The sequence below is a fragment of the Paenibacillus sp. WLX1005 genome (genome assembly GCF_046603685.1).
Lineage (GTDB): Bacteria > Bacillota > Bacilli > Paenibacillales > Paenibacillaceae > Saccharibacillus.
In genome coordinates this window covers 81,479-94,282 of the sequence record NZ_CP176756.1, presented here as the reverse complement: position 1 = coordinate 94,282, position 12,804 = coordinate 81,479, and the positions used below count along the sequence as shown (strand labels likewise).

Below are 12,804 nucleotides of genomic sequence, written 5' to 3'. Positions count from 1 at the left end.
TCAGCGAATGAAGCAATGCCATCATTCCATGGAAGAGAATGATGCAGGCAATACAACATATACTCATGGACGAGGTGTATTATGCAAATTTCAACAATTCTTGGTCTGGTACTCGGGGTTCTCTCTCTAGTTGTCGGTATGATCCTCAAGGGTGCTCCCCTGGTCAGTCTGGTTAATAACCCAGCTGCTTATGTTATCATCCTCGTAGGTACAGCCGCAACGATCTTTATGGCTTTCCCGATGCCCGAAGTCAAACGTGTTCCGAAGCTGTTCGGGATCATTTTCAAAAACCAGACCCTGCTCGACAAAAAGGAACTGGTTCGTACATTCATGGATTGGGCTTCGATTACTCGCCGCGAAGGTTTACTGGCGCTGGAGTCCAAAGTTGAAGAAATCGACAATTCCTTTCTCCGCAATGGAATGCGGATGATCATTGATGGTAATGATCAGGAGTTTGTGCAGGATGTACTGATGGAAGATATTAATGCTACCGAGGAACGTCACCGCTCTGGCGCGTTGATCTTCTCACAGGCGGGTATGTATGCTCCTACACTCGGGGTACTCGGTGCGGTTGTCGGTCTGATCGCCGCCCTTGCCGATTTGAGTGATATGGAAAAGCTCTCCCACGCGATCGCTGGTGCGTTTATCGCAACGGTTCTCGGTATCTTTACCGGTTATGTATTGTGGCATCCGATGGCCAATAAATTGAAGCGTCTGTCCAAAGCAGAAGTGGAGATTAAGCTGATGATGGTCGAAGGTTTGCTATCGATTCAATCCGGCGTATCGACCATGGCAATCAGTCAAAAACTGGCAGTGTTCCTGACTCCAACGGAAAAAATTGAGCTAGAGGGACAACAGGAAGGAGGCGGCGGCGGTGAGCAAGAAGGGTAAACGACATGAACCCCATGAGGAGCATGCCGATGAGAGCTGGTTGCTCCCCTATTCCGACTTGATGACCCTGCTGTTAGCACTCTTTATTACTCTGTTCTCCATGAGCTCGCTGGATGCTGCCAAGTTCCAACAGATGGCCAAAGCAATGAGCGCTGCCTTTACAGGCGGTAGTGGTGTACTGGATGAGAATGCGATGGCTCCAACAGAAGGTGAAGTTCCGAGCAAAAATCAACAAGACAATACCGCAGCCGCAGCTGACAATTCCGAACAAAAGTCTTCTCAGCAAAAACTGCGTGCAGCACTGCAAAAGCAGGAACAACAAGATCTGGAGAATCTCAAACGCAAACTGGATCAGTATATCAAAGAAAACGGACTCAGCTCTCAGTTAACGACCAAGCTGAACCAGTCTGAACTGAAAGTAACAATTAGCGATAATACGCTGTTCGCTTCCGGTCAGGCAACGGTCAAAACCGATTCTCGTATGCTAGCCAAATCCTTATCCTCTATTTTACAAGCGATTCCGGATTATGATATTATCGTCTCCGGTCACACAGATAACGTACCGATCTCCAACTCCAGATATACTTCCAACTGGAATCTGAGTTCGGACCGTGCACTGAACTTTATGCAAATTCTATTGCTCAACCAGAAACTCGACCCACGTAAATTCAGTGCAATCGGCTATGGTCAGTACCATCCGATTGCCGACAACTCAACCAATGTCGGACGTGCCAAAAACCGCCGCGTTGAGGTTGCAATCGTTCGTAAATATGTAGATAGCGATGTGAATCCGACTCTTCAATCCATTGTCGGTAATGGAAGCGACACTAGTAACTAATCGTATATATGAAATGGGAACGCTATGTTCTCGTTATAACGGATGCCGATATACTCGGTATCCGTTTTTTTGCCTGTGGATTATAATTGAAATTAGCGCCTAAATTGCCTAAAATTGAGTCGAAAGCCTGTGGAAAACATTTGATACGTATAGAAAATGTCCCATAGCTGTCCAAATCGCGCCAGCCTATACGGTGCCTGCTCTCTCGCTGTCTTCATTCTCTTAAAAGTTATTAACAAAAACGATTAAAAAGTAAGTTTTCCACAACAAAACATAGTTATCCACAGTTTTGTCCACAAGCTGTTAACAACGAATATTTGTTCGATGGACAAGTGCCATATGTATCCACAATAGAAAGAAGGGTTTACCATTTCGAATACTTCCTATCAGCACTGGATGAAAGAGGCGATCCTAGAAGCGCGCAAAGCCGAAGCGCTAGGTGAAGTCCCTATCGGTGCCGTTATCGTCAAAAATAACGAAATCATCGGACGCGGCTACAATCTGCGTGAAACGACTCACGACGCTACCGCCCATGCCGAGATCATAGCCATTCGCGAAGCTAGCGAAACGCTCGGATCATGGCGGCTGCTAGACTGTACGCTATACGTTACACTAGAGCCATGCCCGATGTGTGCCGGTGCGATCGTTCAAAGCCGTGTGCCAACCGTTGTATACGGTACAACGGATCCCAAGGCAGGTTGTGCTGGCACACTGATGAATCTGCTACAAGAACCGCGCTTTAATCATCGTACCGAAGTATTGGAAGGAATCATGCAGGAAGAATGCGCTGCCCTGCTGACTGACTTTTTCCGCGACTTGCGCGTAAAGCTGAAGCAGGCGCGGCTAGAACGTCAGACAGACGTACAAAAGGATTACACATAGCTGCTATAGCAAGGAGGGATACTATCATGCATATGCAATTGCACGACCAGGACAAAGGTATTTATGTCCGCCTGTTGCAGCCGGATGATGCGGAGCAATTACTGCAATTGCGGCTTTCCAGTCGTGAAGATAATCAACGGTATGAGCCGCAGTACCCGGATGAATTTTTCACCTTTGCCAGTCAGCTGGATCTGATCTACCGTCGTAAGCAGGAAGCTGCTGAAGATCGTAGTTATCTATTTGGTATTTTTCGCGATGAGGATGATGTACTGGCAGGTACGATCTCTGTCAGTCATATTGTGCGTGGAGTTGGTCAATTTGCTGATCTGGGCTACTCCCTAAGCGCTGCATACAAAGGCACAGGCTATATGACTGCTAGCGTACGGCTCGTAGTAGAGTATGCATTTCGCTCGCTGAATCTGCATCGTATTCAAGCAGGCGTGATTCCTCATAATACGGCATCCAGACGTGTATTGGAGAAATGTGGCTTTCAGAAGGAAGGAATTGCTCGTCAACTGGTGAAGATCAACGGTCAATGGGAAGATCATCAGATGTACGCTTTACTTGCTAACGATAGTCCTATGGAACACACTTGATTGATAAGCGAAACGACTACTACCTTGCCTCGCTGTTCACTATCCATATTCACATAAAAATAACCCCCGTTTACGCTACATAAGCGATTACGGGGGTTATTTGCGTGGTATCTGCAAAACTCAGCCTTGACTGATGCACAGATTGTACAGGTTGTCATTTTCTATGATATGAGTCATCTTACTTATAAGGATTCAAGCTATGATCAATCTACAGCGAATCCTACGTTTGATTGGTTATCATTCGCAATTAGTACGACGATCCCATTTCCTGTTGCAGTTGATCCATTGTGATCACATCAGCGTCAGCAGGGATACCGATTGCAAAGGTTTGTTTTTCGTTGATTTTGGAATACTGACCGCTACCTTCAAGTGCCAGCTTCACATTTTCTTTTGTATCCGGATTAGAGAATACAGCGTCCATCACCATTTTTTGATAAACAGGGAAGTCTTTATCGTTGATCGCTGTATTGATGTTGAATTGATTCAGTGTCAGATATTTATCCAGCTCATTCACCGTTTTGGAGAACTCGCTTTGGGAATCTTCGGATTGAATTTCCTTTTTCGCCTGGTCAATATCTTCTTGTGTCAGGTTCAATGCAGAACGATATTCTTCTTTGGACAATACATCCAATACCGCAGGCAACGCCTGTTTTACAAAGATCGTTACTGCTTCTTTGGCATTGTCATTCGTTACAGCGAATTGAACCACTTGCTTCGCATCTACACCATCTGGCAGTCCTGCATCCGCAGGTTTGATATCTTTGAAATATTTGGCTTGATCGTATTTATCCAATACAGCACCGGACAGCTCTTGTGCCAGCTTCTGGCTAGTATCCGCACTGATTGGTGTATACTCTTCACCTTGCATTTGTGCCAATTCTTTCAGATCCAGCTTCAAGAATTTGCCGACTACGTTTTGCGACAGTGGCAGCATCGGGATTTGCGGGATCTTAATATACATAGTTTCCTGAGTCAGCACGATCGGCACTTCAAAGTTCATAGAACCGCCAGCCAGTTTCAGGTTCATCGTCATTTCGGTTTGCATCGGATCAGCCTGATACACACCGTTCAGTGTCAATTCCGCATTTTTCAGCGTATTGGCAATTTGAGCGCTTTCGGACGATGCTGCGCCATCAGCCGAAGTGATTGCCAGATCGTTGATTTTAAACTGGCTTGTCATTGTGTAGGAGGTCATTTTGGCAGCATTTGCTGTCGCTGTTTTTACCGCTTCTTTCGGTTCAGCTGTTTTCGTACAGCCAACCAGTGTGAGGGTGAATACCAGCAATAGTGCCAGCAAGCTCCCGGTCATCTTCTTGTTCATTGTGTTACCCCTTTCTGTGTGCAAGCATAAAATATTCTAATGATCGTTGAATCAAGCAAGAAAATAGACTCCGCATCCATGATAACCCATTTTGGCAATATTTTAAATGACACATCCAAAATTAGTTATAAATTCTTAACATTGCAGGTCAATATAACCTGCTGATTCTATCAATAAGAATCAAATAGAGCTGTTCTGCCATTTGCTAGAGTCCTACTTTTGCACATCCATGCAGATATGCGTTGTACTGTTGTTTCTATCGTAACTATGATAACCAAACATGTACACGGGTCCGTTTAATGAATATCCCGTTTTCTGAAGCGTCCACCTTTGACATCATGAATATTGCCGACCGCCATAAAGGCATTTTCGTCAAAATGATTCACGATCTCCTTGAGCTTGGCTTCTTCCAGGCGCGTAATGACGCAAAAGATCACTTTCTTGTCTTCACCGGAAAACCCGCCTTCCCCGGATAAATAAGTAACGGTTCGTCCCAATCGGCTAATAATCGCATCTCCGATATCATGAATACGGTCGCTAATAATCCAGACCGACTTAGACTGATCCAGACCATCGATTGTAATATCGATAACCTTGGTCGCGATATAATACGCAATAATCGAATACATCGCCCGATCCCAGCCAAATACAAAGCCAGCACCGGTCAAAATAAACAAATTGATAATCATGACAATCTCACCGACGGAAAAGATCGTACGCCGCGATAGCAAAATCGCAATAATCTCCGTTCCATCCAGCGAACCACCGGAGCGCAGCACCAAGCCAGTGCCTAATCCTAGAAACATACCGCCAAATACAACAGCCAATACCGTTTCATTCACAAAGGCGGCAACCGGATGCAGCAACAGAGTGCCAACCGACATCACGGAGATGCCGAGCAGCGTGGATAGCGCAAACGTTTTGCCGATCTGCTTGTACCCGATTACTAGAAACGGAATGTTGATCAGAAACAGAAAGATCCCTAATTTCCAACCGGTCAAAAAGGACATGATGATCGAAATCCCTGTAATGCCGCCATCCGTTACATTGTTCGGTACAAGGAACAGCTCCAGTGCGATCGCCACCAGAACGGCGCCCAGTACGATCAACATCGTACGAATTAGCGTGCTTCGTAGAGAACGTTTGCCGTGTTCCACAGGGGTGAACGCGGCCATATCGGGAGGTTGGTGCAATGCCATGGCCTAGCCTCCTTTTCTTATGTACGTGATAACTTTCAAAAAGGTGACAATTTTTTGTCGATTAGCAATATATTTATATTGTTATTATTACATAAATTCCCTTCGTCTCCTATAAGAAACCGATCAAGCAGCAAATTTTCTTGAATATGGATGTACTTCAATACGGACCTATCTTACTGTAACCATATATGGATGCAACAAAAAAGCCGTCCCTTTCGGAACGACTTGGATCGAAAATATATGGCGGAGAGGGTGGGATTCGAACCCACGTGGAGTTGCCCCCTAACGGTTTTCAAGACCGCCCCGTTATGACCGCTTCGGTACCTCTCCAAACATTATGTTATACAATATTCGATTGAATATTGCACAACATAATTAATATATCATATCTGCGATAGCAGTACAATATTTATTTTTCTTGTTTACCGATAACCTCGACTCCGCGCATATAGGAACGCAGCGCTTCCGGTACAATGACACTACCATCTTCCTGCTGATAATTTTCCAGAATTGCAGCCACTGTACGACCGACTGCTAGACCAGAACCGTTCAGCGTATGCACAAATTCCGGCTTGCTCTTGTTATCTTTGCGATAACGGATGCTGGCACGGCGCGCCTGGAAGTCCTCAACATTGGAGCAAGAGGAGATCTCACGGTACATATCGCTTTCCGGTAACCATACTTCCAGATCGTATGTTTTCGCTGCGCTAAAGCCCATATCGCCTGTGCACAATGCCAGTACACGATACGGCAGACCGAGCAGTTGCAGAATACGTTCTGCATTGGCTGTCATTTTCTCCAGCTCTTCGTAGGACGTTTCTGGCTCGACCAGCTTGATCAGCTCGACTTTGTTAAATTGATGCTGACGAATCAGACCGCGTGTATCGCGACCAGCAGCACCTGCTTCAGAACGGAAACAAGAGCTATAGGCTACATAGTGCTTCGGCAGATCTTCCTTCGACAGAATCTCTTCGCGATGGTAGTTCGTTACCGGTACTTCTGCTGTCGGGATCAGATAATAATCTGTATCGGTCAGCTTGAACAGATCCTCTTCAAACTTCGGCAATTGACCTGTACCGACCAGACTGTCACGGTTCACGATATACGGCGGCAGAATCTCTTCATACCCGTGATCGCTACTGTGTACATCCATCATAAAGTTAATCAGCGCACGTTCCAGACGCGCACCCAGACCTTTGTAAAAGGTAAAGCGTGAACCTGTTACTTTGGCGCCTGCTTCAAAGTCCAGAATGCCCAGCTCCTGCGCGATATCCCAGTGTGCTTTCGGTGTAAAGGAGAACTCGCGCGGTTCACCATTGCGGCGAATTTCCACATTGTCTTCCTCAGAAGCACCAATCGGTACACTGCTGTCTGGCAAATTCGGAATCGCCAGTGTCAGCGCATCGATTTCTGTTTCCAGCGTACGAATTTCTTCATCCAGTGCCTTGATGCGATCTGATACCTGACGCATCTCCAGAATGAGTTCTTCAGCATCTTCTTTATTCTTTTTGCGCTGCGCTACCTCACCAGATACCGTATTACGGCGGTTTTTCAATTGCTCGGTTTCTTGCAGCAGCTCGCGGCGTTTCGCATCCAGCTCAGGGAAAGCAGCGATCAAATCCAGAGATTTGTTGCGATTTTCCAGTGCTTGGGCTACGCTCTCATAATCATTACGCAAGATTTTGACATCCAACATTAAGAACCCCTCCTTATAAAAATAACCTTAACTCTCAGCTCTCTTAGTCGCCGACAGACCAGCTGACGAATCAGACGCGCTATTGGTCATTTCTAACCAGATCGTCTATTTTCGTCAAGCCAGGCACTGTACCGGGCAAGCGAGAACTTGCCGCACTCCGAAAGACAATATACTCGCTCACGGAAGCTGCCAAGAGTTAAGGTCTATATTTCCATCATTATTACTACGGTTGAACGACAAGCTCATACGATAGATAAGTCATCTCGGATTACGCACGCGCTGCCAGTGATTCCTTGACCATATCTACAAAATACTGATGCAGTCGATAATCATCGGTCAGCTCAGGATGGAACGAACAAGCCAGCAGATGCCTCTGACGTGCCGTGACAATCTCGTCCTTGTAGAAGGACAGTACATCTACACCTTCGCCCACCTGTTCGATCAACGGCGCGCGGATAAACACTGCACGAATCGGCTCATCAATACCTTTGACATCCAGATCGGTTTCAAAGCTTTCTTTTTGCCGTCCAAATGCATTGCGGCATACCGTCATATCCATCAGCGACAGATGTGCTTCTTCTTGTCCGGCAATACGCTCCGCTAGTACGATCAGACCTGCACATGTACCGAACAACGGCTTGCCCTGAGCGGAAAACTGTTGCAGCGCATCGATAAAATCATACTTGCGCATCAGCTTGCCAATCGTGGTACTTTCGCCACCGGGAATGACCAATCCGTCCAGTTCATCCAGCTCGCCTACTCGTTTCACAATAACCGCTTCCGCTCCGGCAAGCTTCAGACTGCGAATATGCTCTGCTACGGCACCTTGCAGTGCCAGTACACCGATCTTCATGGATTCATCCTTCTTTCTTACCAGCCGCGATCCTGCATGCGCTCGTCCGCAGTCAATTTGGAGATTTCGATACCTTTCATTGGCGCACCCAGATTTTTGGATACTTCAGCGATCAGTTTGTAGTCCGTGTAGTGCGTTGTTGCTTCCACAATCGCACGTGCGAATTTCTCTGGACTTTCCGATTTGAAAATACCAGAACCTACAAACACACCGTCTGCGCCCAGATGCATCATCAGAGCTGCATCAGCAGGTGTAGCTACACCGCCTGCGGCAAAGTTAACAACTGGCAATTTACCATTTTCGTGTACGCCCAACAGCAGTTCGTACGATACACCCAGAATTTTCGCTTCAGCGTACAATTCGTCTGTAGACATGCTTTGTACTTTGCGAATCTGGCTGTTAATCAGGCGCATATGACGTACCGCTTCTACGATATTACCAGTTCCCGGCTCGCCTTTGGTACGGATCATTGCTGCACCTTCACCGATCCGACGTAATGCTTCACCAAGGTCTTTGGCGCCACATACGAACGGTACAGTGAATTCACTTTTATTGATATGGAAAACTTCATCCGCAGGTGTCAGAACTTCACTCTCATCCAGATAGTCTACACCGAGGGATTCCAGTACTTTTGCTTCTACATAGTGACCGATACGGGCTTTTGCCATAACCGGGATGGAAACGACTTTCATCACTTCCTCAACAATCGTCGGGTCAGCCATACGGGCTACGCCGCCAGCTGCACGAATATCAGAAGGCACGCGCTCCAGAGCCATAACCGCCGTTGCACCGGCTGCTTCAGCAACTTTCGCTTGCTCTGCATTCATGACGTCCATGATGACGCCGCCTTTTTGCATTTCCGCCATACCTCTTTTGACTCTCGATGTACCAGTTTCCATGTCCATGCCTCCTGAATTCTTTCGGTAAATCCCCTAATTTCTATGATGATGGAGATTACTGTAAAATGTGGTTCTGCTCACGGCCCAATATGCCGCTGTTGCCCTATTATTCAAGCAAACAGAGGACAGAATCTAACTCATAATTTTACATGACACCTATGCATTATACAATAGAATATTCACGTATATGACAGTATGACCGCCAGGCTAAGCCTGGCGGGTACATGGTGTAGACGAGGATGTGATTACATATAGAAGATGATTCGCTTTTAGTGAATGAATTTGCTGGATATGATCGCGTATGGATACACATATACAATCATAGATACGTAATCATTTGTACCTATTTTACTGTTAGAACAAGTTTTTAACAGAGTTGAACAGATCGCCGAACAAATCACCGATGGAGCGGAAGAACATGCGCAACCAGCCGCCTTTTTCCACTGGCTCGGATGCAATCAGATTAACTGTTGTCACCTGATCCTGTGGGATGCTGTCGTTTTTGTACGTATACGTGATCGTTCCTAGTGCTTTTCCTGCTTCGATCGGAGCTGTACGTGCTGTTTCATCAGCTTGAGCTACTGTATAGGTTACGTTTTGCGGGTTTGTCCCTTTCGGAACGACAACATTTACAGCAGACTCAGTTACAACTGGTACTTCAGTTGCAGCACCTTTGACAACCGGAATACTAGCCAGACCAGATACTGCCGATTTCGCACCTACAATTTGTTTAACTTCAAAGTTATCAAAACCGTAGTCCAGTACTTTCTTCGTTTGAATGAAGCGTTCGGCTTCTGTCTCTGCCCCCATAACAACACTAATCAAACGCATGCCATTACGTTCAGCGGTACCAGTAAAACATTGTTTCGCTGCACTTGTGTGTCCGGTCTTCAAACCATCCAGACCTGGATAAGCATATGCTTTAAAATTGGTGATAGATGAATTAGATTCCAACATCCAGTTCCAGTTTACAACTGGGTCTTTATCTGTAGAGCGAAATTTAAACGATTGGATACTTGTCACTTCATTAAAATCCGGATGATCTTCTACAATATGACGCGCCAAAATGGCAGTATCCATCGCAGACATGATTGTTTCTTGATCCGAATCTGGACGTGTTGCTTGCGGCATGTCAGCAATACTGAGACCAGTCGAGTTAGCAAAGTATGCGGTTTTCATACCAAACTCTTTTGCTTTCTCATTCATGATTTTCACAAAATCTTTTTCTGATCCATTAGCAATATACTCTGCCAATGCTACCGTAGCATCATTTGCAGAACCAATTGCCATTGCTTTGTATAGATCCAATACAGTATGCTTATCGCCTTCCGCTAAGAACACACGCGAACCGATTTGTGCAGCAGCATTAGCCGATACAGTAACTTGATCATCCCATTTGATCTTACCTTGTTTCACATAATCGGAAACGATGTATTCGGTCATCATTTTTGACATACTTGCCGGCGGCAAAGCTTCATCGCTATTAATAGAAAGTAAAATTTTACCTGTGGATGCTTCCATCAGAATCGCTGATTTCACCTGCAAACCAAGTGAATCAACTGATGGAATAGACTTACTGCTGGTCGATGTTGCTTCAGTCGACTTTTGATCAGTGGATGTGGATGTACTGCTGGAAGATGCCGCCATAGCTGCGGTTGGAATAATCGTGGATAAACAAAGCATATTTACAAGCATCAGCGATGCTACACTCTTTTTAATAAGTTGACGTTTCGACTTCTTTCCTTTTTGCGTTAACCACTTGCGTTCCAATGTATTAATGCTCCCCTCAAGTCTTCACTTATGTTATTTCATGCAATACGCGGCATTATGTAGTTCCAAACGAATGCGAAAAAAGCCTGATATTACAATGACTTTCTCATTTTAGCACATGGTAGCATGCAAAAAAAGACAAGCCTGCGCAAAATCACAGGCTTGTTCAAACGTCAACTGCAAATTAACTAACAACCGAATAGAAGTTTCATACACATAGATGATCGCAATTCAATTTCGATTCGCTATACACCCTGTTTATGAATTGTTACATGTGGAACATTACTGTATACGGTCAGAAGTATATAGTTAGATCATTCATTTCGAGCAATTATTTATGATATTATCTGACAGCGACCTATTACAGCGAGTAGTTAGGTGCTTCTTTTGTAATTTGAATATCGTGCGGATGGCTTTCGCGTAGACCTGCACCAGTGATACGAATGAATTGCGTATCATTGCGCAGCTCATCCAGATTACCTGTACCACAATAACCCATACCGGAACGAAGACCGCCGATCAACTGATGAATAGTCTCGGACAAAGGACCTTTGTAAGCTACACGTCCTTCAATACCTTCGGGAACAAGTTTCTTATCGTCATCTTGGAAATAGCGATCTTTACTGCCTTGTTTCATAGCAGCCATAGAACCCATACCGCGATACACTTTGAAACGACGACCTTGATAGATTTCCGATTCGCCCGGGCTTTCTTCTGTACCTGCAAACATACTACCCAGCATAACCGCCGAAGCGCCTGCTGCCAGAGCTTTCGTAATTTCGCCGGAATATTTGATACCGCCATCAGCGATGATCGGTACGCCATATTCACGAGCTACAGTCGCGCAATCGTAGATAGCGGTAATTTGCGGTACACCGATACCAGCGATAACGCGGGTGGTACAGATGGAGCCTGGACCGATACCGACTTTCACGATAGAAGCACCGGCTTGAATAAGATCGCGTGTAGCTTCACCGGTTGCTACGTTACCTGCAATAATAGTCAGTTCAGGGAACATGCTACGCAGCTTACGAACAGCATCCAAAATGTTAATATGATGACCGTGTGCAGAATCGACAACCAGCAGATCAACACCTGCGTTCACGAGTGCTTCAGCACGTGCAAACGAATCTTGCGATACGCCAATAGCAGCACCAACAAGCAGCCGACCTTGTGGATCTTTTGCTGCATTCGGGAACTGAATCGCTTTTTCGATATCTTTGATCGTGATCAAGCCTTTGAGGATATTGTTCTCATCCACCAATGGCAATTTTTCGATTTTGTGTTTTTGCAAAATACCTTCAGCTTCTTGCAGTGTTGTACCTACAGGAGCTGTTACTAGATTTTCGCTAGTCATCACATCACTGATTGGGATGTTGAAGTCGTGAATAAATCGCAAATCGCGGTTCGTAATAATACCAACCAGTTTATGATGCTCGTCCACTACAGGTACGCCAGAAATGCGATATTTCGCCATCACAGCCTCTGCATCGGACACCATTTTGTCTGGAGTCAGCGAGAATGGGTTCGTAATAACGCCACTTTCGGAACGTTTGACACGATCCACTTCTTCTGCTTGTTGCTCCAGAGACATATTTTTATGAATAATACCGATACCGCCTTCACGCGCCATAGCGATAGCCATTGCCGCTTCCGTTACCGTATCCATACCTGCGCTGATCAAAGGTACATTCAGCTTTACATTGTTGCTCAATACAGTCGATACATCTACTTCCTTCGGCAATACTTCGGATTTACGCGGCACTAACAACACATCGTCAAATGTCAGTCCCTCTTTAGCAAACTTTGTTTCCCACACGAAGATGTTCCTCCCTTAATCTGTTTTGAAATCTGGCTTA

11 protein-coding genes and 1 tRNA gene are annotated in these 12,804 nt (G+C 45.6%); 4 read left to right on the top strand and 8 right to left on the bottom strand.

Annotated elements, in window-relative coordinates; genetic code table 11:
* Positions 1 to 81 precede the first annotated feature (81 nt).
* The 4 genes from motA to ACE3MZ_RS00385 all read left to right on the top strand — a co-directional run bounded on the left by motA (position 82) and on the right by ACE3MZ_RS00385 (position 3,207).
* On the top strand, positions 82 to 891 hold the full coding sequence (gene motA, locus ACE3MZ_RS00400) for a flagellar motor stator protein MotA (RefSeq protein WP_411344608.1): 810 nt from the start codon (positions 82 to 84) through the stop codon (positions 889 to 891).
* Positions 875 to 1,729 (top strand): flagellar motor protein MotB, encoded by an 855-nt coding sequence (gene motB / locus ACE3MZ_RS00395; protein ID WP_411344607.1) that lies wholly within the window; start codon positions 875 to 877, stop codon positions 1,727 to 1,729. Before motA ends, motB begins: the two co-directional genes overlap by 17 nt.
* A 369-nt stretch (positions 1,730 to 2,098) precedes the next feature.
* Positions 2,099 to 2,611, top strand: coding sequence for a tRNA adenosine(34) deaminase TadA (gene tadA / locus ACE3MZ_RS00390; RefSeq protein ID WP_411346651.1), 513 nt, complete (start codon positions 2,099 to 2,101; stop codon positions 2,609 to 2,611).
* 26 nt (positions 2,612 to 2,637) lie between these two features.
* Positions 2,638 to 3,207, top strand: a complete 570-nt coding sequence (locus tag ACE3MZ_RS00385; protein ID WP_411344606.1) for a GNAT family N-acetyltransferase — start codon at positions 2,638 to 2,640, stop codon at positions 3,205 to 3,207.
* A 247-nt stretch (positions 3,208 to 3,454) separates the two neighbouring features.
* Here ACE3MZ_RS00385 and ACE3MZ_RS00380 read toward each other — a convergent pair whose 3' ends face one another.
* The 8 genes from ACE3MZ_RS00380 to guaB all read right to left on the bottom strand — a co-directional run bounded on the left by ACE3MZ_RS00380 (position 3,455) and on the right by guaB (position 12,764).
* Positions 3,455 to 4,528 carry a hypothetical protein gene (locus ACE3MZ_RS00380; RefSeq protein WP_411344605.1) on the bottom strand — a complete coding sequence of 358 codons (1,074 nt, stop codon included), beginning with the start codon at positions 4,526 to 4,528 and terminating at the stop codon, positions 3,455 to 3,457.
* Between the two features lie 296 nt (positions 4,529 to 4,824).
* Positions 4,825 to 5,727, bottom strand: a complete 903-nt coding sequence (locus tag ACE3MZ_RS00375) for a YitT family protein (RefSeq protein WP_411344604.1) — start codon at positions 5,725 to 5,727, stop codon at positions 4,825 to 4,827.
* A 241-nt stretch (positions 5,728 to 5,968) separates the two neighbouring features.
* A tRNA-Ser gene (locus ACE3MZ_RS00370) sits at positions 5,969 to 6,057 on the bottom strand.
* A gap of 79 nt (positions 6,058 to 6,136) precedes the next feature.
* A complete protein-coding gene (gene serS, locus ACE3MZ_RS00365; protein ID WP_411344603.1) occupies positions 6,137 to 7,423 on the bottom strand; it encodes a serine--tRNA ligase in 1,287 nt (428 codons plus the stop codon).
* A 268-nt stretch (positions 7,424 to 7,691) separates the two neighbouring features.
* Positions 7,692 to 8,276, bottom strand: a complete 585-nt coding sequence (gene pdxT / locus ACE3MZ_RS00360; RefSeq protein ID WP_411344602.1) for a pyridoxal 5'-phosphate synthase glutaminase subunit PdxT — start codon at positions 8,274 to 8,276, stop codon at positions 7,692 to 7,694.
* Positions 8,277 to 8,293: 17 nt separating this feature from the next.
* Complete coding sequence (gene pdxS / locus ACE3MZ_RS00355) at positions 8,294 to 9,175, bottom strand: pyridoxal 5'-phosphate synthase lyase subunit PdxS (protein WP_411344601.1); 882 nt, start codon at positions 9,173 to 9,175, stop codon at positions 8,294 to 8,296.
* A gap of 354 nt (positions 9,176 to 9,529) precedes the next feature.
* Positions 9,530 to 10,870, bottom strand: a complete 1,341-nt coding sequence (locus ACE3MZ_RS00350; protein WP_411346650.1) for a D-alanyl-D-alanine carboxypeptidase family protein — start codon at positions 10,868 to 10,870, stop codon at positions 9,530 to 9,532.
* Positions 10,871 to 11,306: 436 nt separating this feature from the next.
* The gene (gene guaB / locus ACE3MZ_RS00345; protein ID WP_411344600.1) at positions 11,307 to 12,764 is read right to left on the bottom strand and encodes an IMP dehydrogenase; all 1,458 of its coding nucleotides are present in this window, start codon (positions 12,762 to 12,764) and stop codon (positions 11,307 to 11,309) included.
* Between the last annotated feature and the right edge of the window lie 40 nt (positions 12,765 to 12,804).

Coding starts and splice junctions, on each gene's coding strand:
- ACE3MZ_RS00385 (WP_411344606.1), top strand. CDS start 2,638: ATGCATATGCAATTGCACGACCAGGACAAAGGTATTTATGTCCGCCTG.
- motA (WP_411344608.1), top strand. CDS start 82: ATGCAAATTTCAACAATTCTTGGTCTGGTACTCGGGGTTCTCTCTCTA.
- pdxS (WP_411344601.1), bottom strand. CDS start 9,175: ATGGAAACTGGTACATCGAGAGTCAAAAGAGGTATGGCGGAAATGCAA.
- ACE3MZ_RS00375 (WP_411344604.1), bottom strand. CDS start 5,727: ATGGCATTGCACCAACCTCCCGATATGGCCGCGTTCACCCCTGTGGAA.
- ACE3MZ_RS00380 (WP_411344605.1), bottom strand. CDS start 4,528: ATGAACAAGAAGATGACCGGGAGCTTGCTGGCACTATTGCTGGTATTC.
- ACE3MZ_RS00350 (WP_411346650.1), bottom strand. CDS start 10,870: ATGCTTGTAAATATGCTTTGTTTATCCACGATTATTCCAACCGCAGCT.
- pdxT (WP_411344602.1), bottom strand. CDS start 8,276: ATGAAGATCGGTGTACTGGCACTGCAAGGTGCCGTAGCAGAGCATATT.
- serS (WP_411344603.1), bottom strand. CDS start 7,423: ATGTTGGATGTCAAAATCTTGCGTAATGATTATGAGAGCGTAGCCCAA.